Genomic DNA, 21,054 nt, shown 5'->3' with positions numbered 1-21,054 from the left:
TGTTCACCATGTCCCCGAACACCTGTCTACCATGTCCCCGGACCGTACACCCTAAAAGGAGAGGGTTAGGGTTAGGGGACCTTACTTCAGCGTCCCCACCAGCGCCTTCCGGCTATCTTCCAGCGACACCACGCGCTTACACACGTCTTTGCCGAACTGCTGGAAATCATCTTCCTGGTTTTTCCACTCGTTCTGAATGGAGGTTTGCAGGCCGCCCAGACTGCCCAGCACGCCCTGCAGCGGGTTACCGCCGCCTTTCAGCACCGCTTTGGCGCCCATCTCGTTGATGCTGTCCTGCAGGATGCCGCCCATCGCCTGGTTCACCAGCTGCTGCCCGTCGGCACGGACCTGATCGATCGCCTTGTAGTGGAACGTCAGGCCGTCGGAGCGCGTCTCGATAATGCGGTTCATCTGTTCTTTAAGCTGCTTGTCCAGCTTCGTCAGGCGGGTGCGCATGTTACTGCTCTCACCCACCTCTTTGGTGATGATCTTATCCAGCGCCACGCGGCTCTTTTCGACGCGCGTCAGGGCACCTTCATTAATCCACGGCAGCGCGGTACGCAATTCGGACTGGTAGTCTTTCGCCTGCTCGCGCTGTGCGGCAGTCAGGTTGTACTGCTTGCCGTTATAGGTGACGTTCCCTTCTGGCGTAATTACCAGATTGCCGTTCTCGCCTTTGACCTGCACGGTTTGCGGGCTTAACACCACGTCATCACGCGGGGTGACGCTACATTGATAATCCGCATGGGCGGTGAATCCGGTTGCCATCAAAGCAACTGCCAGCAACGTTTTGCGCATCTTAAACACTCCCTCAGACAAAATGGGCCAGCTAATGCTGGCCCTTGACTGCTTTATTAGTCCCACCAAACGTCGAAAAGTTCGCTGACGCGGACATCTTCGAGCTTGTGGTCTTCAAGCCATTTACGGACCAGGGCCTGATGTTCTTCGGTGCATTTACCCACTTCCTGGGTGCAGATCAGACCTTCCCAGGCCAGATAGCCGCTACCGTCGAAGGCCAGTTTGTTTGGCTCGATCACCTCGTTGATGAACGCATCCACGTCCTGATCGATCTGCTCAACGCTGGTGCCTTCCGGGAAACGCCACGCAACGGAGAAGCCCACTTCCTGGAATTCTTCGATGTGCATCTTTTTACGCAGACGACGGCTACGATTCTTTGCCATTATTTCACCCTCTCGAACATTAAGTCCCATACACCGTGACCAAGACGATGGCCACGCTGTTCAAATTTCGTTACCGGACGCGATTCCGGACGCGGTACATAGTCGTTATTCGCAGACTGGTTTTTATAACCGTCGAGCGACGACATCACTTCCAGCATATGTTCCGCATACGGTTCCCAGTCGGTCGCCATATGGAAGACACCGCCCAGCTTCAGCTTGCTTTTAACCAGCTCGGCAAACGGCGCCTGAACGATACGGCGTTTATTATGACGCGCTTTGTGCCACGGGTCAGGGAAAAAGAGCTGAACCATGGTTAAAGAATTGTCAGGAATCATTTTGTGCAGCACTTCCACCGCGTCGTGACACATCACGCGCAGGTTCTCAACGCCCTCTTCATGGGCCGTTGCCAGACACGCACCGACGCCCGGGGAGTGGACTTCGATACCGAGGAAGTTCTGCTCCGGGCGCGCTTTCGCCATGGTCACCAGCGAGGCGCCCATACCGAAGCCAATTTCCAGCGTGACCGGCGCGTCGCGGCCAAACAGCTCGCTGAAATCCAGAGGCTGCTCGCTGAACTCAACGCCCATCACCGGCCAGTAGTTGTCCAGCGCGTGTTGCTGACCTTTTGTCAGGCGGCCCTGACGACGGACAAAGCTGCGAATACGGCGCAGCGGGCGACCGTTTTCATCAAATTCCGGTGAAATGACGTCGTTTTTCATAAAAGAGTTGTCTGCTTGTGAGAATGTTCGGGAAACGGGCATTATCCAAAGTTAAGGCTTCTATGCAAGCATGGGAAAGATCCGGTTTACAGCAGATTGACGCTGTGCTGCAATCTGCGTCCCTGATTATGCGAATCGATGACCATGCAAGCCTCTCAATTTTCAGCCCAGGTGCTGGACTGGTACGACAAATACGGGCGTAAAACCCTGCCCTGGCAAATTGAAAAAACGCCGTACAAAGTATGGCTCTCCGAGGTGATGTTGCAACAAACGCAGGTCGCCACGGTGATCCCTTACTTCGAGCGTTTTATGGCGCGCTTCCCGACGGTCACCGATCTGGCCAACGCCCCGCTTGACGAGGTGCTGCACCTGTGGACCGGGCTTGGCTATTACGCCCGCGCGCGCAACCTGCACAAGGCCGCTCAGCAGGTTGCGACGCGCCACAACGGGAAATTCCCGGAAAATTTCGACGAGGTGGCGGACTTACCCGGCGTCGGGCGTTCGACCGCAGGCGCTATTCTCTCCCTGTCTTTAGGCAAGCATTTCCCGATCCTCGACGGCAACGTGAAGCGCGTGCTGGCACGCTGCTATGCCGTTGACGGCTGGCCGGGGAAGAAGGATGTTGAAAAACGCCTCTGGGAAATCAGTGAAGCGGTTACCCCAGCCAACGGCGTCGAGCGTTTCAACCAGGCGATGATGGATCTCGGCGCCATGGTCTGCACGCGCTCAAAACCCAAATGCGAACTCTGCCCGGTGAATAACCTCTGCGTGGCGTATGCCAACCATTCCTGGGCGCAGTATCCGGGCAAGAAACCCAAACAGACGCTGCCGGAGCGCACCGGCTATATGCTGCTGATGCAGCACGGCGATGAGGTCTTCCTCGCCCAGCGTCCGCCGAGCGGTCTGTGGGGTGGTCTATACTGCTTCCCACAGTTTGAAGATGAAGACTTGCTGCGTGAATGGCTTAAACAGCGCGGGATTGCTGCCGATAACCTGACGCAGCTGACCGCGTTTCGCCACACCTTCAGCCATTTCCATCTGGATATTGTGCCGATGTGGCTTCCCGTGTCCTCCGTCGCCTCGTGCATGGATGAAGGCACCGCTCTCTGGTATAACTTAGCGCAACCGCCATCAGTCGGACTGGCGGCTCCCGTGGAGCGCCTGTTACAGCAATTACGTGCCGGTGCAATGGTTTAGCATCGACAAGAAAAAGAGGAATGAGTATGGCCAGAACGATTTTTTGTACTTTCCTGCAGCGTGACGCTGAGGGCCAGGATTTCCAGCTTTACCCGGGCGAGCTGGGTAAACGCATCTACAATGAAATCTCCAAAGAAGCCTGGGGACAGTGGCAGAAAAAGCAGACCATGCTGATCAACGAGAAGAAACTCAGCATGATGAACCCGGAACACCGCAAGCTGCTGGAGCAGGAGATGGTGAGCTTCCTGTTCGAAGGTAAAGACGTGCACATCGAAGGCTATACGCCACCGGAAAAATAACATCGAGCGGCTGTTGCCCGGCGGCGCTTCGCTTGCACGGGCCTACGGTTTTGTAGGCCGGGTAAGCGCAGCGCCACCCGGCGAAAGCAACGACTAAGCAAACACAACACGCACTCCCGGAATGATGAAAAAACTTTTAGCGCTAGCCCTTGTTGCGCCGTTGCTCGTCTCGTGTTCGTCAAAAAAAGGCGATGATTACAACGAAGCCTGGATCAAGGACACCAACGGTTTTGACATTTTGATGGGGCAGTTTGCCCACAACATCGAGAACATATGGGGATTTAACGAAGTTCTTATTGCCGGACCTAAGGACTACGTTAAGTACACCGACGCCTATCTGACCCGTAGCCACATCAACTTTGATGAGGGGACGATCACGATTGAGACCATCGCAGGCACAGACCCTGCGGCTCGACTCCGTCAGGCCATTATCAAAACCCTGCTGATGGGTGACGATCCGGGCTCTATCGATCTCTACTCCGATGCCGACGATATCACCATCTCGAAAGAGCCGTTCCTGTACGGTCAGGTCGTCGATCAGACCGGCCAGCCGATCCGCTGGGAAGGTCGCGCCACGAAATTTGCCGACTACCTGCTGCAAACGCGCCTGAAGAGCCGCTCTAACGGTCTGAAGATTATCTACAGCGTCACCATCAACCTCGTCCCGAACCACCTCGACAAGCGTGCGCATAAGTATCTGGGCATGGTGCGTCAGGCCTCGCGTAAGTACGGCGTGGATGAGTCGCTGATCCTGGCGATTATGCAGACCGAATCCTCGTTTAACCCGTATGCGGTAAGCCGTTCCGACGCCCTGGGGCTGATGCAGGTGGTGCAGCACAGCGCCGGTAAAGACGTGTTCCGCGCGCAGGGGAAATCCGGCACGCCGAGCCGCAGCTATCTGTTCGACCCGCAGAGCAACATTGATACCGGCACGGCCTATCTGGCGATGCTGAACAATGTCTACCTCGGCGGCATCGACAACCCGACGTCGCGTCGCTATGCGGTGATCACCGCCTATAACGGCGGCGCGGGCAGCGTGCTGCGTGTCTTCTCAAATGACAAAGTGCAGGCCGCAAACATCATCAACAGCATGGCGCCAGGGGATGTCTACGCCACCCTGACCACCCGCCACCCGTCCGCGGAATCCCGTCGTTATCTGTATAAGGTGAATACGGCGCAGAAGAACTACCGTCGCCGGTGATCCGCACACCTTCTCCTGCAAGGAGAAGGTGTTCTGCTTCCCCCCACCCATACGAAAATGTTATTTGCATCACAATCCAAACTGCAAATTAATGTGGATTGCATTTTTTTGCGGGAGGTAACAAAACATATCGTTGCCAACTGATAGAATTGCATCAAATAACAACCCTGAATGTTTCTATAACAACATATCTCCCGCTCACTTGTGAGGAAAGTAACATGAACCTTAAGCTGCAGCTTAAAATATTGTCGTTTCTGCAGTTCTGCCTGTGGGGTAGCTGGCTGACTACACTCGGCTCCTATATGTTTGTGACGCTCAAGTTCGATGGTGCGTCAATCGGTGCCGTCTACAGCTCGCTCGGTATTGCGGCTGTCTTCATGCCAACGCTGCTGGGGATCGTGGCGGATAAATGGTTAAGCGCCAAATGGCTGTACATGCTTTGCCACCTGGTGGGCGCGGGGACGCTGTTTATGGCAGCCCAGGTGACCACGCCGGGGGCGATGTTCATGGTGATCCTGCTTAACTCGCTGGCCTATATGCCAACGCTTGGGCTGATCAACACCATCTCCTACTACCGCCTGAAGTCCGCGGATATGGATATCGTGACCGATTTCCCGCCAATCCGTATCTGGGGCACCATCGGCTTTATCATGGCGATGTGGGGCGTGAGCTTCGCGGGCTTCGAACTGAGCCATATGCAGCTCTATATCGGTGCGGCGCTCTCCGTATTGCTGGCGATCTTCACCCTGACGCTGCCAACCATTCCGGTGTCTAACCAGCAGAAAAACCAGAGCTGGAGCACCATGCTCGGCCTGGATGCCTTCGCGCTGTTCAAAAACAAACGCATGGCGATCTTCTTCATCTTCTCCATGCTGCTGGGCGCGGAGCTGCAGATCACCAACATGTTCGGCAACACCTTCCTGCACAGCTTCGATAACAATCCGCTGTTCTCCGGCAGCTTTATCGTTGAGCATGCGTCGGTGATGATGTCCATCTCTCAGATCTCTGAGACGCTGTTCATCCTGACCATCCCGTTCTTCCTGAGCCGCTACGGCATCAAGAACGTCATGCTGATCAGTATCGCGGCGTGGATGCTGCGCTTCGGTCTGTTCGCCTACGGCGACCCAAGCCCGTTCGGCACCGTGCTGCTGGTGCTGTCGATGATTGTTTACGGCTGCGCCTTCGACTTCTTCAACATCTCCGGTTCGGTGTTTGTGGAAAAAGAAGTGAAGCCTGAAATCCGCGCCAGCGCGCAGGGTATGTTCCTGATGATGACCAACGGCTTCGGCTGTATTCTGGGCGGCGTGGTGAGCGGTAAAGTGGTTGAGATGTACACCACCAACGGCATCACCAACTGGCAGCCGGTGTGGCTGATCTTCGCGGCGTACTCGCTGGTGCTGTTCTTCGCGTTCATCGCACTGTTCAAGTACAAGCACGTGCGTGAACCACACGGTGCGCAGCCGATCGCGCATTGATTGTAGTGCCCGGTGGCGCTGCGCTTACCGGGCCTACAAAACCAGACCGTAGGCCGGGTAAGGCGAAGCCGCCACCCGGCTATTTTATTCCAGACAGCACCCACCCTACCGACAATAAATCCGCGCTGCCGCCCGGGCTCAGGTTCCGTTCAATCAGTGCGTTATCCATTCTGATCAACGCCTCGCGGTCCCAGCCGTTAGCCAGCAGTTCCCGCGCGTAGCCCTGAACGTAGCGCAGCCCTTCCATGCCACCGCGAGATACCAGATTGCTGTCCTGATTGACGGCCATCAGACGCAACAGCAGGCCGTGAAGTGAATGTCCATTCCACTGCGCCAGCGCCTGACGCACCGTCGCAAAGCCGCTCTCCGCCTCACCGCGCGCGCCGGTTAAGCCGTACTGCTTAAACTGCCGCTCGCCCGCCGTCGCCTGTCCGCTGCGTGCGGCCAGCTCCCGCGACACCAGCCCGCGGCAGATGTTACTCACCTCACAGCAGAGGCTCTCTGCGGAGACATTTTTCACACGCCCGGCGGCGAAGCACAGTAAACCCAGGGCAAAAATCCCGCCCTTGTGGGTGTTCACTCCGTTCGTCGCGGCATACATCGCCTGCTCGCAGGCCAGCCCCATCGGGCGGAGAAGTCGTAGCTGTTCCCCAGCCGGTTTATCCGCATGCGCGCTGCCCAGCTCGGCAAAGCGCGAAAACCACGGCGTAATCGCCGCAATGCTGCGGACAAACAGCGCGTGGTCCATATCGCGATGGGAACCGTTGTTGAGCCTGTCCACCAGCCCCGGCTTGGGCGTCAGCTCCAGCTCCTGCCACAGCGCCGCTTCGGCAAGCGCGGGCACGTCAGCCGGGCGCGGTTTAGTCGCGAGCAAACCAGTCATCGATCGTCTTCTCCACGCGGGAAACCACCTGCTCAACGGGGTGGTTGCGCGAACGGGAACAGGCGTGGGCGGGCGCGTCGCAGATCAGGCAGCGCCTGAGATTCGCCCCCAGCGACTGACGCCCGACGTGGCCGTGCTGAGGGCAAATCACGTCCAGATCCCACAGCCTGCCGAGCGGGTGCGTCTGCTCCAGATCCGCACAGTGCGCTTTGATTTCCACCGCCGGATGGGCCACGCACCACAGGGCTTCGGGCCCGGTCGGGAGCCACAGCACCTGGCGGTCCAGCACCTGCCAACGGTTTTCCCACAGCAGCTGGTCGCACATCTGCAGCGCCACGCCCATGGTATTGCGGTAGCGCAGGCAGTCCTTGATTTCCCCTGGCGTGACCAGCGTGAGGGAGATCACCGGTTGTTGATAGTGCTCAAGCATGTCAGCCTGGCGCGCTGCGCGGCGCTCTTTCGCCGCCAGCAGTTCGTCAAGGCTGACACCCGCCCGCACGGGTGTCGCTAAAGTCATACTTCCTCCTTCACCTGTCGCACGGTGTCGATCACGCTGCCGTCGCGGTAGCGGATCACCCCGACGATTTTGTCGGTGAACTCAATCGGTTTCGGGACGCCGGTCAGGGAGATCGCCCGTTCATACAGCGCGTTGATATCCACAACCTTCAGCCCGGCTTCCAGCAGCCGCTCGCGGATTTCGGGGCGCGCCGGGTTGACCGCGATGCCGTGATCGGTAACCAGGACATCGATGCTCTCCCCCGGCGTAAGGCGCGTGGTAACGCGCTTCACCACCGTCGGAATGCGGCTGCGCAGCAGCGGCGCGACCACAATGGTCAGGTTCGCCGCGGCGGCCACGTCGCAGTGCCCGCCGGACGCGCCGCGCATCACGCCGTCGGAGCCGGTGATAACGTTGACGTTGAACTCGACGTCGATTTCCAGGGCGCTGAGGATCACCACGTCGAGCTGGTCGCAGCTTGCCGCCTTGCTGCCGGGGTTGGCGTAGACGTTGGTGGAGATCTCCACGTGGTTCGGGTTACGCGCCAGCGAGGCCGCCGCCTGACCGTCAAAGCACTGGGTATCGAGCAGCTTTTCGATGAGCCCCTTCTCGTGCAGATCCACCAGGCTTCCGGTGATGCCGCCGAGAGCAAAGCGCGCCTTCACGCCGCTGCGCTCCATCTTCTCTTCCATAAAGCGGGTGCAGGCCGTTGCCGCCGCGCCGGAGCCGGTCTGCATCGAGAAGCCCGGTTTAAAGTAGCCGGAATGCTCGATCACATCCGCCGCATAGCGGGCAATCATCAGCTCGCGCGGGTTGCTGGTGACGCGCGCCGCGCCGACGCTGATTTTCGCCGGGTCGCCCACGCTCTCCACCTGCACGATGTAGTCCACCTGGTCCTGCACCAGGCTGGCGGGCATATTGGGGAACGGCACCAGCTCTTCGGTCAGCAGCACCACTTTGCGGGCAAAGTGCGCGTCCACCATGGCGTAGCCCAGCGAGCCGCAGCACGATTTTCCGTGCGTCCCGTTGGCGTTGCCAAACGCATCGCTGCACGGCACGCCGAGAAACGCCACGTCGATATTCAGCTCGCCGTCCTGGAGCAGCTTCACGCGCCCGCCGTGGGAGTGAATTTGCACCGGCTCGTCCATCAGCCCGTGGGAGATGGCGTCTGCCAGCCTGCCGCGCATGCCCGAGGTGTAAATCCGGGTGATGACGCCGCTTTCAATATGCTCGATCAGCGCGTCGTTGCAGGTCATCAGCGAGCTGGAGGCCAGCGTCAGGTTTTTGAAGCCCATCCGCGCCAGCAGCGCCACGACGGTGTTGATCACCCGGTCGCCTTCGCGAAACGCATGGTGGAAGGAGATGGTCATCCCGTCATGCAGGCCGCAGCGTTTAACCGCCTCTTCAATGGAGGCACACAGCTTGCGGCTGTGCTTCGCATCGCTGTCCGCCAGCCACGGCGTGGCGCTGTGGGCGGTATCAAACGGTTTTAAGTCCCGCAGATGGGGAAAATTCACGTGAAGAAGTTCAGTCTGATTCATTGTCTTATCCTTACCGACGCACGCCGGAGGCCGCCGCGCGCTCCAGCACCACCTGCGCGTGGTTAATAATCGGTGCATCCACCATTTTGCCGTTGAGCGACACCACGCCCAGGCCGTTACGCTCGCCCTCTTCTGCCGCCTCAATCACCCTTCTGGCGTGATCCACCTCTTCCTGCGTCGGGGCGTAGGCGTTGTGCAGCAGGTCAATCTGGCGCGGGTTAATCAGCGATTTGCCGTTGAAGCCCATCTTGCGGATCAGATCGACCTCACGCAGGAACCCGGCCTCGTCGTTAACGTCTGACCACACCACGTCGAAGGCGTCGATACCCGCCGCGCGGGCGGCGTGCAGCACGGCGCAGCGGGCGTAGAACAGCTCGGTGCCGTCGCCGCGCTCGGTCTGCATGTCCATCACGTAGTCAAAGGCGGCCAGCGCAATGCCGATGAGGCGCGGAGAGCTGCGGGCAATCGCCACGGCGTTAATGACGCCAATGGCCGATTCAATCGCCGCCATCACGCGGGTGGAGCCGACCTCACGGCCGCACGCCTGCTCGATGCGCTCGAGGTGGCCCTCCAGCTCGTAAATGTCGTCCGGAGTATCGGTTTTCGGCAGACGGATCACGTCCACGCCGGCCCGCACTGCGGCTTCCAGATCCAGCAGACCAAACGGCGTGCTCAGCGGGTTAATGCGCACCACGGTTTCGATATCCTGATACATCGGGTGCTGCAGCGCGTGGAACACCAGCATGCGCGCCGTATCCTTCTCGCGCAGGGCAACGGCGTCCTCAAGGTCAAACATGATAGAGTCGGGACGGTAGATAAAGGCGGTAGAGAGCATGGCGGCGTTAGCGCCTGGCAGGAACAGCATACTGCGGCGGAGTTTGCTCATTTCAGCGCCCCCCAGTTGATGGCCTGTTCATCGGCGGCACGCATCAGCGCGCTTTGCAGGCGGGCGCGGATCACACAGTCCAGCGCCCCTTTGTCTTCAATAATGATTAATCCCTGGTGCACGTTCATGGCGCGCAATGTGTCGTTGACCACCTGGCGAATTTGTTCGCCAAACTGCTTAATCACTTCGCTGTGGATGACGATCTCCAGCTCACCGTGAGCGGGAGCAATTTTCACCATCAGGTCGCTGGACTCCTGCGTTCCGGCCAGCGCCTCCCTTACAATTTTCATGATAAATTCCTGGTAGTTAAGCGACTTCCGCACTCGCACGGTAATGCGTTTCGAGATGCGTGAAGGTGGAGTCCGGGACAATCTCCCGGATCCGGGAAAACTGCTGTGTCTTCAGTAAGCGGCGCACTTCGGACGCCGATATGGCGTTACCGGTGGCCTTGATGCGCGGCATTTCCACCACCTCGATATGCGAGGCCAGCAGGTCGTGCAGCGTCTGGTTGTACTGGCGGGTGATGTCGCAGAACGGCTCCGAGCCGATGAAGCGGTGCGTGATGCCGAGCGCCGGGGCGATGAAGTCCCGGAAGATCAGCACGTCGATCTCGCTCCACGCCTGCTGCACCTTGCCGGTCTCCTTCAGGAAGTAGGCCGGAAACGTGGCGCGGGAAATGATGTACTGCGAGCCTTCATGCACCACCACGTTCGGCAGATGCGCCACGCCCGCGCGCACCATCTCGAGACGCGCGCTGAACGGGAAGAACGACGCGTCTTCGCGCACCACGAACAGATGCAGGGCGTCACACTGCGCCGCCGCCTGCTCCACCAGATGGCGGTGGCCGAGGGTAAACGGATTGGCGTTCATCACGATGGCGCCAATATTCTCCCCACACCTGCGGCTCGCGCGCAGAGAACGGCAGTAGCGTTCGATCCCCTGCGGCGTGTTTTCCATCAGCACCGCGTTGTTCTCGCTCTGGGCGATAGGCCAGAAGCCGCTGCGGGCAAAGCGCTCCCGGTTGCACGGCCGGGTGCAGAGGAAGAGGTGAAAATGGCCGCGCTCCAGCGCCGCATTTTGCACCTCCGCCAGCAGCCGCGCGCTGAGGTTCTCGCCGCGAAGCTGCTCGTTAACCGCTACGCACTTGATGACGTTGGCGGCAAGCCCTGCGCAACCCACCAGCTGCGAGCCGGACCAGGCTTCGACGAACAGCGTGATGTCGTTGTCCAGACCAAGGCCGCTGTCTGCCAGCAGATAACGGATCTGACTTAAGCGTTCCGGATGTTTCGCCACCAGCGTGTGGCGAAAATCGATGGGTTGCGAGTGCATGTTGCCGCCTTACTTAATGTGCTGCCGCAAGCCCGACGGCTGGCGCTTCCACGATCACGTTGCTCAGATGACCGATATGCTCAATCTCCACCTCAATGCGATCGCCCTCTTTCATAAACAGCGGCGGGTTACGCTTTTTACCCACCCCGCCAGGGGATCCGGTGATGATCACATCGCCAGGACTTAAGCGGGTGAAGGTGCTGATGTACTCGATCAGCTCTGCAACCTTGTGGATCATGCTGCTGGTGTTGTCTTCCTGCACCATGCGGCCGTTCAGCCAGGTGCGAATCGCCAGTTGGTGCGGATCGGGGATCTCATCCGCCGTCGCCATCCACGGGCCAAACGCGCCGGTCTGACGCCAGTTTTTACCGGCGGTGAACCAGGTGTGCTGCCAGTCGCGGGCGGAGCCGTCCATGTAGCAGCTGTAGCCCGCCACGTGGCGCAGGGCATCGTCGCGGCTGATGTTCTCTCCGCCTTTACCGATGATCACCGCCAGCTCGCCTTCGTAGTCGAATTCGCTGGAGTGGCGCGGCTTCAGCACCGGCTCGTTGTGGCCGGTCTGTGAGTCCGGGAAGCGGACAAACAGCGTCGGGGCCGGGTTGTGCTGGTCAAACTCCTTGCGCTTGTCGGCGTAGTTCATGCCCACGCAGAGGATTTTTTCCGGCTGCTCAATCACCGGTAAGAAGGTGATGGCGCTCAGCGGCACGTCCACGGCATCGTTCAGATAGCGGGTGGCCTGCGCCAGCCCGTTGCCCTGCAGCAGCGCCTTAAGGTCGCTGTAGCGGTCGCCCAGACGGCGGCCCAAATCAATCACGCCGTCGGCCTGGACGATGCCGTAGCTGCGTTTTCCCTGGTATAAAAAGCTTGCGAGTTTCATTGTTCTTTCCTGAAAACTTAAACGAGGAAGTTGCCCAGAATCAGCAGTGAGATGGAGACGTTAATCGCCCCGCCGATACGGGTAGCAATCTGGGCGAACGGCATCAGGCTCATGCGGTTGCCTGCGGTCAGGATCGCCACGTCGCCGGTACCGCCCTGGCCGCTCTGGCAGCAGGAGACGATGGCGACATCAATCGGGTGCATGCCAATCTTTTTGCCGACGAAGAACCCGGTCGCCACCAGCGCGGAGACGGTGCTGATAATCACCAGCAGATTGGTCAGCGTGAAGGCGGCCACCAGTTCATGCCATGGGGTGATGGCCACGCCAACGGCAAAGAGAATCGGGTAGGTCACAGAGGTCTGGAAGAATTTGTACACCACCTGCGAGCCTTCCAGCAGACGTGGAGAAGCACCGTTGCAAAGCTTCACCAGCACCGCCATAAACAGCATGCCGACCGGCGCAGGCAGGCCAATCAGCTTGTGGCCGAGCATGCCCAGCATGTAGAGCAGCACCGCCAGCAGCGCGCCGGAGGCGATGGTGGTCACATCCGCTTTGCCGGAGAACGCAGGCTGAGAGACGGTGGCATCGGCATTGGCGCGGTTAGGCATCAGCTGGCCTTCACCGGTCAGGTGCGGATAACGCTTGCCCAGCTGGTTCAGGCAGCCGGAGATGATGATGGCAGTCAGACCGCCGAGCATGACCATCGGCAGCACGCGTCCGAGCGCCACGCCCTGGTCCATATGCAGCAGGGTGGCATAGCCGATGGAAAGCGGGATTGCCCCTTCCCCGACGCCGCCCGCCATGATCGGCAGGATGATAAAGAAGAAGATCTGGAATGGCTCAAGACCCAGCGCCAGGCCGACGCCCATCCCCACCAGCATGCCGACGATTTCGCCGCACAGCATCGGGAAGAAGATGCGCAGGAAGCCCTGAATCAGCACCGTGCGGTTCATGCTCATGATGCTGCCGACAATAATGCAGCAGATATAGAGGTAGAGAATGTTGGTGGATTTGTAGAACTTGGTCGTAGACTCGACCACCACGTCCGGCAGCAGGCCATAATAGACCAGCGCGGAAGGGATAAAGGTGGCGCAAATCGCCGCCGCGCCGAGCTTGCCGACAATCGGCAGGCGTTTGCCAAACTCACCGCAGGCAAAGCCGAAGAAGGCCAGCGTCGCCACCATCACCACGATATCGCTCGGCAGTTTTCCGCCCAGGCAATCAATGGCGATCAGCGCGCCCGCCAGAACGAACAGCGGCAGAGGAATAATCCCGATTTTCCAGGTATCCATAATATGCCACCAGCGCTCTTTAAGCGAAGGTCGCTGAATTTCAATCGGGTCGTGGGTAACAGAGAAAGAATCGTCAGTTGTGCTCATAATAAGCCCCTTGGTTATTTTGTGCGTTCAGCTTAGAGTCACAAAGGCTTACTTTATGTGAGGAATGGCATATTAAAAGCGAAGTTTTAATGGCAGCTATGGTTTTAATGGTTTCTTTTATTTAATGTGATTTACGCCTTATTTATGGCCGTGGTTTTTATGGTTTCTTTTCTGAATTGAACAAACAAATAACATTTATTCGTGCAGCCAGAGGCCACCCGTCTTTGGGATAACGCTTTTACAACGCCCGCTGTGCAAGGGATCACAAGTTTTCGGCAAAGCGGACGTCCGCGCGAAAAAAGATGATATATTGGCGTTCTTTGTCGCTACCTTGCGTGAGAGTTATGAAAGTCTCTTTTCAGATAAAGCTGTTTATTTCGCTGGTTGCCTTTTTCTCAGTGCTTTTTGCGTTACTGGGCGGATATTATTATGCCGATGTCGGGAAACAGCTTTATCAGGAAATGAGTACGCGCGCCAAAATACAGGCTGAAGAGATTGCGCTTATTCCAACATTGCGACATGAAGTTGAACAAAAGAATATCGCCGCCATCCATGATTTTATGCAGAAGATTTCTGCGCACAGTGACGCCAGCTTTATTGTGATTGGTGATAATAAGGGCCAGCATCTTTTTCACTCCGTCTTCGCCGACAGAGTGGGCACCACGCTGGTAGGCGGTGACAACGAAGCCGTATTGCAGGGTAAAAGCACCACCACCATCCGCAAAGGCGGGTTGGGTATTTCGCTGCGCAGTAAGGCCCCCATCTTCAACGCTGCCGGACAGGTGGTCGGCATTGTTTCGGTCGGCTATCTCACCAGCTACCTGGACACCATTACCGTCAGTAAAGTGGTCAATATCCTGATTGCCGCGGTGCTGCTGCTGATTGCTCTCTTTATCTTCTCCTGGTTCTTTACCCGCAGTATTAAGAAGCAGATCTTCTCCCTCGAGCCGCGAGAGATCGGCCTGCTGGTGCGCCAGCAGAAGGCGTTGATGGAGTCTATTTATGAAGGCGTAATTGCCATTGACGATCAAAGGCGGATTGAAGTCATCAACCAGGCGGCGCGCAAGCTGCTGGGGCTGAGCCAGCCGGCCCGCGAGCTTCGCGGGCAGCTGATAAGCCAGGTGATCGATCCGGTCCCGTTCTTCGACACGCAGACGATGCTGGCGAAAGATACCCATGATGAGATTTGCCGTTTTAACGATCTCACGGTGATTGCCAGCCGGGTCCACATCATGCTTGAGGGATCGCTGCAGGGCTGGGTGATCACCTTCCGCGATCGCAACGAGATCGACTCGCTGAGCGCCCAGCTCAGCCAGGTCAAACGCTACGTCGATAACCTTCGCATCATGCGTCATGAGCAGTTAAACCGGATGACCACCCTCTCCGGTCTGCTGCATATGGGCCGCTATGAGGAGGCGATTGGCTACATTCAGGCGCAGTCTGAACACGCTCAGGAGCTGCTGGACTTTATCTCTTCGCGCTTCAGCTCCCCGACCCTGTGCGGCCTGCTGCTGGGGAAAGCCGCCCGCGCGCGGGAGAAAGGGGTCGAGCTGAGTTTCGACCCGGCCTGTCGGCTGGACAGGCCGTTCCTGCCGTTGGGGGAGCAAGAGCTGATTTCGATTATTGGCAACCTGCTGGATAACGCTATCGAAGCGACGCAGCGGTCGCCGCTTCCCCACGCGCCGGTGGAGGTGCTGATAAAGCTCAGCGACCAGGAGCTGATTATTGAAGTGGCCGACCAGGGCGTTGGCATCAAGCCGGAGATCCGTGAGCGGATCTTTGAGCGCGGCATCACCACCAAAACGCGCGGCGATCATGGGATTGGTCTGTATCTGATCGAAAGCTATGTCACACAGGCTGGCGGCGCGATAGAAGTTGCCGATAATATCCCGCGCGGCGCCATTTTCTCCCTGTTTATCCCGGCCACGGGAACCGCCCGGCAACTGGAAGACACCGACTATGCAACATGAACTTATCGACGTACTGATTGTTGAAGACGAGAACGAGCTGGCGCAACTGCACGCGGAGCTGATAAGCAAGCATCCGCGTCTGAGGCTGGTGGGCATTGCCTCGTCGCTGGCTGCGGCCCAGGCAGAGCTTGCAAGCAAACAGCCGCAGCTGGTGCTGCTGGATAACTATCTGCCGGACGGCAAAGGGATCTCGCTGATCAATAACCCCATGCTGGCCCGCGCCAACTGCTCGGTCATTTTTATTACTGCCGCCAGCGATATGGACACCTGCAGCCAGGCGATCCGCAACGGCGCGTTCGACTACATCCTCAAACCCGTCTCCTGGAAGCGGCTCAGCCAGTCGCTGGAGCGGTTTGTGCAGTTTGCCGAACAGCAGCGCGTCTGGAAGATTGTCGACCAGCAGAACGTCGATTCGCTCTATCAGCTTCAGGCGAAAAACTACCGCCAGGACAACGGCAGCAAGGGCATTGAGGAAAACACGCTGGCGCGGGTGCAGTCGCTGTTTAACGACAAGGCAACGCACTGCTTTACCGTGGATGAGGTGGTGAGCGAGACGGGATTGAGTAAAACCACCACCCGTCGCTATCTGGAGCACTGCGTGGAGGCGGGTTTTCTGACGGTGGAGATGCTGTACGGCAAGATTGGGCATCCAAGGAGGATGTACCGCCGCGCAGAAGCCTGAAGCGATATTGTTGGCCCGGTAAGCTTGCGCCACCGGGCAAATCGCCGGGTGGCGCTAACGCTTACCCGGCCTACGTTCGGGGGAGAGTCTACTTCAACACATATCCATATAGCCGCTTAATCCCGTCGGCATCCTTCTCGCTGTAAACGCCCTGCAGCTCCGGCGAGAAGCCCGGCAGCAGGTTGATGCCCTCCTCCAGCGCCAGGAAGTAACGCTGTACCGCCCCGCCCCAGACTTCACCCGGCACCACGCACAGCACGCCCGGCGGATAGGGCAGCGCCCCTTCGGCAGCTATACGCCCTTCGGCATCCCGTATGCGAACCAGCTCCACGTTCCCGCGAATATACGCCTGATTGGCATCCTGCGGGTTCATCACCACCTCAGGCAGGCTCTCCTTGCGGAACATCGCCTTCTGCAAATCCTTCACGTCGAAGCTGACGTAGAGATCGTGCATCTCCTGACACAGCTGGCGAAGGGTATAATCCCGATAGCGCACCGGGTATTTCTGGAAGATCGTCGGCAGCACGTCGGCCAGCGGGGTGTCGTCTTCAATATGTTGTTCAAACTGTCCCAGCATTGCCACCAGCTGCGCCAGCTTCTCGCTGCTTTCGGCAGGCGTCAGCAGGAACAGGATCGAGTTAAGGTCGCATTTTTCCGGCACGATGCCGTTTTCACGCAGGTAGTGCGCCAGAATCGTCGCCGGGATCCCGAAATCGGTGTACTCCCCGGTTTCGGCATCAATGCCCGGCGTGGTCAGCAGCAGCTTGCACGGGTCAACAAAGTACTGCTCGCTCGCATAGCCCTCAAATCCGTGCCATTTGGCCCCCGGCTCGAAGCTGAAGAAGCGCAGCTCGCTGGCAATGGCGTGCGTCGGATGATCCTGCCACGGCCGCCCCGCCACCACCGGTGGGATAAACGGCTTGATCTTATGACAGTTGGCGATGATGGCCTTGCGCGCCTCAATGCCCAGCTCCACACACTCGGCCCACAGCCTGCGCCCGCTTTCCCCTTCGTGGATCTTGGCATTCACATCCAGCGCCGCGAACAGCGGGTAAAACGGGCTGGTGGAGGCATGCAGCATAAAGGCGTTGTTCAGCCGCTTGTGCGGGCAGAAACGCGCCTGGCCGCGGATATGGTTATCCTTTTTATGGATCTGCGAGGTTTGCGAGAACCCGGCCTGCTGTTTGTGCACCGACTGGGTCACGAAAATGCCCGGATCGTTCTCGTTCAGTTCCAGCAACAGCGGGGACGTTTCCGCCATCATCGGAATAAACTGCTCGTAGCCTACCCAGGCGGAGTCAAAGAGAATGTAGTCGCACAGATGGCCGATCTTGTCGATCACCTGACGGGCGTTGTAGATCGTCCCGTCGTAGGTGCCAAGCTGAATGATCGCCAGGCGGAACGGACGCGGCTCGTCGGCCTTCTCCGGCGCCGCCTCGCGGATCAGGTCCCGCAGATACGCGTCGTCAAAGCAGTGGTCGTCAATCCCGCCAATAAAGCCAAACGGGTTACGTGCGGCCTCAAGGTAAACCGGCGTGGCGCCCGCCTGGATCAGCGCCCCGTGGTGGTTAGATTTATGGTTGTTGCGGTCGAACAGCACCAGATCGCCGCGGGTGAGCAGCGCGTTGGTCACCACCTTGTTGGCCGCCGACGTGCCGTTCAGCACGAAGTAGGTTTTATCCGCGTTGAAGACCTTCGCCGCGAATTTTTGCGCATGCTTGGCGGACCCTTCGTGGATCAGCAGATCGCCCAGCTTCACGTCGGCATTGCACATGTCGGCGCGGAACACGTTCTCACCGAAGAAATCATAGAACTGCCGCCCTGCCGGATGCTTTTTGAAAAACGCGCCGTGCTGGTGGCCCGGACAGGCGAAAGTGCTGTTGCCCATCTCCACATACTGACTCAGGGTGTCGAAAAACGGCGGCAGCAGGTTCTCTTCGTAACGGCTGGCAGCAGTCTCCAGTTCCAGAAACTCCTGAGCTTTACCCGAGATGACCGCGGTGGCGCCGTCAGGCACCTCCGTTGGCTCCTGAGAGAAAATAAACACCGGTAAATGAAAGCCCGTGCGTTTCAGCAAGGCAAGGATGCCGCTGCGACTCTCTGTCGTCGTCATGACGACGGCTGCCACATCGGTGAAATCCGTGCTGTCCAGCGTCACCTTTTCGCGATGCGTAGACACCGTTGAGAGCAGCTCGCGGCTGACGGCGATTTTCATGGTTTTCATAAGCGCAATTACCCTCACCGAACGGTGAGACAGGGAGGAGAAAATTCGCGCAATAATGTCACCTTTTATTTTGAGGTGCAAGAAGGAATCAGTATGCACTAATATCACCCAAAGCTAAGGCCCGCGCAGCGCTGACGTGCCATAATAATGCAATATCAATGATTAAATAACAGGAGTTAAGCGTGGTTATCGGGCCATTTATCAACGCAGGAGCCGTATTGCTGGGCGGCGTACTCGGCGCAGTGCTGAGCCAGCGGCTGCCGGAGCGTATCCGCTCATCCATGCCCTCGATATTCGGCCTGGCCTCGTTAGGGATCGGTATTCTGCTAGTGGTCAAATGCGCCAACCTGCCGGTGATGGTGTTGGCCACCCTGCTCGGCGCGCTGATTGGCGAGTTTTGCTATCTGGAAAAAGGCATCAATAATGCGGTAGGCAAAGCCAAAAACCTGATAGCCCGACCGGGCAAGGCGAAGCACGGCACGCACGAGACGTTTATTCAGAACTACGTCGCCATCATTATTCTGTTTTGCGCCAGCGGCACCGGGATTTTCGGTTCGATGCAGGAAGGGATGACGGGCGACCCGAGCATTTTGATTGCAAAAGCGTTTCTGGATTTCTTCACCGCCACCATTTTTGCCACCACGCTCGGCATTGCCGTCGCGGCGATTTGCGTGCCGATGCTGCTTATCCAGCTGGCACTGGCTACCTGCGCCACGTTAATTCTCCCGCTCACTACGCCGGCGATGATGGCAGACTTTACCGCCGTCGGCGGCCTGCTGCTGCTGGCAACAGGGCTGCGCATCTGTGGGATCAAGATGTTTGCCGTGGTGAACATGCTGCCCGCGCTGCTGCTCGCCATGCCGCTCTCCGCGCTCTGGACGCACTTTTTCGCTTAAGGATGCGGCGAAATGGTGAGAGATTGCGCAGTCCGTAACGAAAACAACATTTTTCGTTGACGACACCGGGCAGATCGGGTTTAATGCGCCCCGTTGCCCGGATAGCTCAGTCGGTAGAGCAGGGGATTGAAAATCCCCGTGTCCTTGGTTCGATTCCGAGTCCGGGCACCAAATTCATATCAACGGACCTCCACGGAGGTCCGTTTTTGCATTCAAAGCCCGCCGAAATCAACACCTTTATAATATTTTAACTCCACCCAACTCAATCAACTTCAACCCACATCAAGTCCCTTGCGAGGGTACAACTGAGGGTATAGTCTGATTCGATAAAATTTATACCCCTTTTACTATCAGGAGACCTCACCAATGGCGCTCACTGACGCTAAAATCCGTGCAGCTAAACCGGATGAAAAACCTTATAAACTCGCTGACAGCGGCAATATGTTTTTGCTTGTTCATCCCAATGGTTCCCGCTACTGGCGCCTCCGCTATCGCTTCCTTGGCAAAGAAAAAACGCTTGCTCTTGGTGTGTATCCGGACATCTCATTGTCAGAGGCCAGAGAGAAGCGGGATAGTGCCAGGAAGCAAATAGCCGAAGGTATTGACCCCTGCGAACAAAAGCGAGCAAAGAAGTCTGTACCCGATATCACCCATACTTTTGAAACTATCGCCCGGCAATGGCACAGCAGCAATAAAAAATGGTCTGAGTCGCACAGCGAGAAAACCCTTAAAAGCCTTGAAACCCATGTATTTCCTTTTATCGGTTCACGCGATATCACCACACTGAAAACACCAGACCTGCTTGTTCCTGTTAAAGCAGCCGAAGCCAAAGAGATATATGAGATAGCTGCCCGCCTCCAGCAACGAATCACAGCAATCATGCGTTATGCTGCTCAGTCCGGCATTATCAGCTATAATCCCGCTGTCGATATGGCTGGCGCATTAACGACAGTGAAACGCCAGCACCGCCCTGCTCTCGCCTTAAATCGCATTTCAGAGCTCCTTGAACGACTGGATGCTTACAGAGGCCAACCTCTCACACGACTGGCAACTAATCTTACCCTGCTTATCTTCATCCGTTCCAGTGAACTTCGCTTTGCCAGGTGGACTGAGATCGACTTCAAGAAAGCCATGTGGACCATTCCTCCAGAGCGGAAACCTATTGACGGGGTCAAGTATTCGCATCGTGGTTCAAAAATGCGGACAGAGCATCTGGTGCCACTCTCTACTCAGGCGCTGGATATTCTGCAGCAGATACAGACCATCAGCGGAGAACATGAACTGATTTTCACTGGCGACCACAATCCCTGGAAGCCCATGAGTGAAAATACGGTGAATAACGCATTACGCCTGATGGGCTACGATACAAAGGTCGATGTATGTGGTCACGGCTTCAGGGCTATGGCCTGTAGCTCACTGATTGAGTCAGGATTATGGTCCAGGGATGCAGTGGAGCGCCAGATGAGCCATCAGGAACGTAACGGTGTACGTGCAGCTTATATTCACAGGGCGGAGTTTCTTGAAGAACGCAAACTGATGCTGCAATGGTGGGCTGATTTTCTGGATGCTAATCGGGAGAAAGGGGTTAGTCCGTTTGATTTTGCAAAGCTCCATGGCCCCATGTAAGAAAAGAGACTTATGTGGCAAATTAGTTTCAGAGAAACTTGCAGTATGAGAGTACATTTCTTCCATAAAGTCACATAAACGCCGCGAAGTGCCTGAATCAAAGCATGCTTTAATGGGAAAAATCATTCTGGGTTCAAAGTAATATGCATAGTGATTTTGGCCGATTGGATAGAGTATTGATATGTAAAATAAC

20 protein-coding genes and 1 tRNA gene are annotated in these 21,054 nt (G+C 57.5%); 9 read left to right on the top strand and 12 right to left on the bottom strand.

Going from position 1 to position 21,054, the window contains the following annotated elements; genetic code table 11:
- Positions 1–81: 81 nt before the first annotated feature.
- Genes ACVCAM_RS15680 through trmB form a run of 3 tightly spaced genes read right to left on the bottom strand, consistent with a single transcriptional unit; the run spans position 82 to position 1,900 of the window.
- Positions 82–798: a YggN family protein gene (locus ACVCAM_RS15680; protein WP_008499762.1), complete on the bottom strand. Its 717-nt coding sequence runs from the start codon at positions 796–798 to the stop codon at positions 82–84.
- A 56-nt stretch (positions 799–854) separates the two neighbouring features.
- Entirely contained in the window at positions 855–1,181 is a 327-nt protein-coding gene (locus ACVCAM_RS15675) for a YggL family protein (protein WP_003862421.1), read from the bottom strand.
- Complete coding sequence (gene trmB / locus ACVCAM_RS15670; protein ID WP_023294526.1) at positions 1,181–1,900, bottom strand: tRNA (guanosine(46)-N7)-methyltransferase TrmB; 720 nt, start codon at positions 1,898–1,900, stop codon at positions 1,181–1,183. Before trmB ends, ACVCAM_RS15675 begins: the two co-directional genes overlap by 1 nt.
- 144 nt (positions 1,901–2,044) lie before the next feature.
- Between trmB and mutY the strand changes: the two genes are divergently transcribed.
- The 4 genes from mutY to ACVCAM_RS15650 all read left to right on the top strand — a co-directional run bounded on the left by mutY (position 2,045) and on the right by ACVCAM_RS15650 (position 6,072).
- Positions 2,045–3,097: an A/G-specific adenine glycosylase gene (gene mutY / locus ACVCAM_RS15665; protein ID WP_407223638.1), complete on the top strand. Its 1,053-nt coding sequence runs from the start codon at positions 2,045–2,047 to the stop codon at positions 3,095–3,097.
- 26 nt (positions 3,098–3,123) lie between these two features.
- Positions 3,124–3,396 carry an oxidative damage protection protein gene (locus tag ACVCAM_RS15660; protein ID WP_008499765.1) on the top strand — a complete coding sequence of 91 codons (273 nt, stop codon included), beginning with the start codon at positions 3,124–3,126 and terminating at the stop codon, positions 3,394–3,396.
- A gap of 124 nt (positions 3,397–3,520) precedes the next feature.
- The gene (gene mltC, locus ACVCAM_RS15655) at positions 3,521–4,597 is read left to right on the top strand and encodes a membrane-bound lytic murein transglycosylase MltC (protein ID WP_021242082.1); all 1,077 of its coding nucleotides are present in this window, start codon (positions 3,521–3,523) and stop codon (positions 4,595–4,597) included.
- A gap of 218 nt (positions 4,598–4,815) precedes the next feature.
- Positions 4,816–6,072 carry a nucleoside permease gene (locus tag ACVCAM_RS15650; protein ID WP_008499767.1) on the top strand — a complete coding sequence of 419 codons (1,257 nt, stop codon included), beginning with the start codon at positions 4,816–4,818 and terminating at the stop codon, positions 6,070–6,072.
- A gap of 79 nt (positions 6,073–6,151) precedes the next feature.
- Here the strand turns inward: ACVCAM_RS15650 and citG are convergent, their stop codons facing one another.
- Genes citG through ACVCAM_RS15610 form a run of 8 tightly spaced genes read right to left on the bottom strand, consistent with a single transcriptional unit; the run spans position 6,152 to position 13,463 of the window.
- A complete protein-coding gene (gene citG, locus ACVCAM_RS15645) occupies positions 6,152–6,955 on the bottom strand; it encodes a triphosphoribosyl-dephospho-CoA synthase CitG (RefSeq protein WP_126288427.1) in 804 nt (267 codons plus the stop codon).
- Positions 6,933–7,472 (bottom strand): citrate lyase holo-[acyl-carrier protein] synthase, encoded by a 540-nt coding sequence (gene citX / locus ACVCAM_RS15640; protein ID WP_045351703.1) that lies wholly within the window; start codon positions 7,470–7,472, stop codon positions 6,933–6,935. The genes citG and citX overlap by 23 nt, the downstream gene beginning before the upstream one ends.
- The gene (gene citF / locus ACVCAM_RS15635; protein ID WP_407223639.1) at positions 7,469–8,992 is read right to left on the bottom strand and encodes a citrate lyase subunit alpha; all 1,524 of its coding nucleotides are present in this window, start codon (positions 8,990–8,992) and stop codon (positions 7,469–7,471) included. Before citF ends, citX begins: the two co-directional genes overlap by 4 nt.
- A 10-nt stretch (positions 8,993–9,002) precedes the next feature.
- Positions 9,003–9,878, bottom strand: a complete 876-nt coding sequence (citE, locus tag ACVCAM_RS15630; RefSeq protein WP_023326048.1) for a citrate (pro-3S)-lyase subunit beta — start codon at positions 9,876–9,878, stop codon at positions 9,003–9,005.
- The gene (citD, locus tag ACVCAM_RS15625; RefSeq protein ID WP_008499773.1) at positions 9,875–10,168 is read right to left on the bottom strand and encodes a citrate lyase acyl carrier protein; all 294 of its coding nucleotides are present in this window, start codon (positions 10,166–10,168) and stop codon (positions 9,875–9,877) included. Before citD ends, citE begins: the two co-directional genes overlap by 4 nt.
- 16 nt (positions 10,169–10,184) lie before the next feature.
- Positions 10,185–11,207 carry a [citrate (pro-3S)-lyase] ligase gene (gene citC, locus ACVCAM_RS15620; RefSeq protein WP_126288423.1) on the bottom strand — a complete coding sequence of 341 codons (1,023 nt, stop codon included), beginning with the start codon at positions 11,205–11,207 and terminating at the stop codon, positions 10,185–10,187.
- A 13-nt stretch (positions 11,208–11,220) separates the two neighbouring features.
- Positions 11,221–12,084: a fumarylacetoacetate hydrolase family protein gene (locus ACVCAM_RS15615; RefSeq protein WP_126288421.1), complete on the bottom strand. Its 864-nt coding sequence runs from the start codon at positions 12,082–12,084 to the stop codon at positions 11,221–11,223.
- A gap of 17 nt (positions 12,085–12,101) precedes the next feature.
- Positions 12,102–13,463, bottom strand: coding sequence for a 2-hydroxycarboxylate transporter family protein (locus tag ACVCAM_RS15610; RefSeq protein WP_021242090.1), 1,362 nt, complete (start codon positions 13,461–13,463; stop codon positions 12,102–12,104).
- 344 nt (positions 13,464–13,807) lie between these two features.
- Between ACVCAM_RS15610 and ACVCAM_RS15605 the strand changes: the two genes are divergently transcribed.
- Both ACVCAM_RS15605 and ACVCAM_RS15600 read left to right on the top strand, forming a co-directional pair.
- The gene (locus ACVCAM_RS15605) at positions 13,808–15,433 is read left to right on the top strand and encodes an ATP-binding protein (protein WP_023294533.1); all 1,626 of its coding nucleotides are present in this window, start codon (positions 13,808–13,810) and stop codon (positions 15,431–15,433) included.
- Positions 15,423–16,115, top strand: coding sequence for a response regulator (locus ACVCAM_RS15600; protein ID WP_021242092.1), 693 nt, complete (start codon positions 15,423–15,425; stop codon positions 16,113–16,115). Before ACVCAM_RS15605 ends, ACVCAM_RS15600 begins: the two co-directional genes overlap by 11 nt.
- An 88-nt stretch (positions 16,116–16,203) precedes the next feature.
- Here ACVCAM_RS15600 and ACVCAM_RS15595 read toward each other — a convergent pair whose 3' ends face one another.
- On the bottom strand, positions 16,204–18,339 hold the full coding sequence (locus tag ACVCAM_RS15595; RefSeq protein ID WP_126288419.1) for an ornithine decarboxylase: 2,136 nt from the start codon (positions 18,337–18,339) through the stop codon (positions 16,204–16,206).
- A 182-nt stretch (positions 18,340–18,521) separates the two neighbouring features.
- On the opposite strand from ACVCAM_RS15595, the gene ACVCAM_RS15590 reads away from it, so the two are divergent.
- From ACVCAM_RS15590 to ACVCAM_RS15580, 3 genes are all read left to right on the top strand, one after another.
- Complete coding sequence (locus ACVCAM_RS15590; protein ID WP_008499781.1) at positions 18,522–19,235, top strand: DUF554 domain-containing protein; 714 nt, start codon at positions 18,522–18,524, stop codon at positions 19,233–19,235.
- A gap of 95 nt (positions 19,236–19,330) precedes the next feature.
- Positions 19,331–19,406 (top strand) — tRNA-Phe (locus ACVCAM_RS15585).
- A gap of 195 nt (positions 19,407–19,601) precedes the next feature.
- Entirely contained in the window at positions 19,602–20,861 is a 1,260-nt protein-coding gene (locus tag ACVCAM_RS15580; protein ID WP_047373156.1) for a tyrosine-type recombinase/integrase, read from the top strand.
- Positions 20,862–21,054: the final 193 nt, after the last annotated feature.

Source organism: Enterobacter sp. CFEC122 (assembly GCF_052983755.1).
Note: the sequence above shows the minus strand (reverse complement) of the source record. Positions and strands in the feature narration are given on the sequence as shown.

Coding starts and splice junctions, on each gene's coding strand:
- ACVCAM_RS15580 (WP_047373156.1), top strand. CDS start 19,602: ATGGCGCTCACTGACGCTAAAATCCGTGCAGCTAAACCGGATGAAAAA.
- ACVCAM_RS15615 (WP_126288421.1), bottom strand. CDS start 12,084: ATGAAACTCGCAAGCTTTTTATACCAGGGAAAACGCAGCTACGGCATC.
- ACVCAM_RS15675 (WP_003862421.1), bottom strand. CDS start 1,181: ATGGCAAAGAATCGTAGCCGTCGTCTGCGTAAAAAGATGCACATCGAA.
- citE (WP_023326048.1), bottom strand. CDS start 9,878: ATGAGCAAACTCCGCCGCAGTATGCTGTTCCTGCCAGGCGCTAACGCC.
- citG (WP_126288427.1), bottom strand. CDS start 6,955: ATGACTGGTTTGCTCGCGACTAAACCGCGCCCGGCTGACGTGCCCGCG.
- citC (WP_126288423.1), bottom strand. CDS start 11,207: ATGCACTCGCAACCCATCGATTTTCGCCACACGCTGGTGGCGAAACAT.
- citD (WP_008499773.1), bottom strand. CDS start 10,168: ATGAAAATTGTAAGGGAGGCGCTGGCCGGAACGCAGGAGTCCAGCGAC.
- ACVCAM_RS15605 (WP_023294533.1), top strand. CDS start 13,808: ATGAAAGTCTCTTTTCAGATAAAGCTGTTTATTTCGCTGGTTGCCTTT.
- mltC (WP_021242082.1), top strand. CDS start 3,521: ATGAAAAAACTTTTAGCGCTAGCCCTTGTTGCGCCGTTGCTCGTCTCG.
- citX (WP_045351703.1), bottom strand. CDS start 7,472: ATGACTTTAGCGACACCCGTGCGGGCGGGTGTCAGCCTTGACGAACTG.
- ACVCAM_RS15680 (WP_008499762.1), bottom strand. CDS start 798: ATGCGCAAAACGTTGCTGGCAGTTGCTTTGATGGCAACCGGATTCACC.
- ACVCAM_RS15660 (WP_008499765.1), top strand. CDS start 3,124: ATGGCCAGAACGATTTTTTGTACTTTCCTGCAGCGTGACGCTGAGGGC.
- citF (WP_407223639.1), bottom strand. CDS start 8,992: ATGAATCAGACTGAACTTCTTCACGTGAATTTTCCCCATCTGCGGGAC.
- ACVCAM_RS15610 (WP_021242090.1), bottom strand. CDS start 13,463: ATGAGCACAACTGACGATTCTTTCTCTGTTACCCACGACCCGATTGAA.
- mutY (WP_407223638.1), top strand. CDS start 2,045: ATGCAAGCCTCTCAATTTTCAGCCCAGGTGCTGGACTGGTACGACAAA.
- trmB (WP_023294526.1), bottom strand. CDS start 1,900: ATGAAAAACGACGTCATTTCACCGGAATTTGATGAAAACGGTCGCCCG.
- ACVCAM_RS15650 (WP_008499767.1), top strand. CDS start 4,816: ATGAACCTTAAGCTGCAGCTTAAAATATTGTCGTTTCTGCAGTTCTGC.
- ACVCAM_RS15595 (WP_126288419.1), bottom strand. CDS start 18,339: ATGAAAACCATGAAAATCGCCGTCAGCCGCGAGCTGCTCTCAACGGTG.
- ACVCAM_RS15600 (WP_021242092.1), top strand. CDS start 15,423: ATGCAACATGAACTTATCGACGTACTGATTGTTGAAGACGAGAACGAG.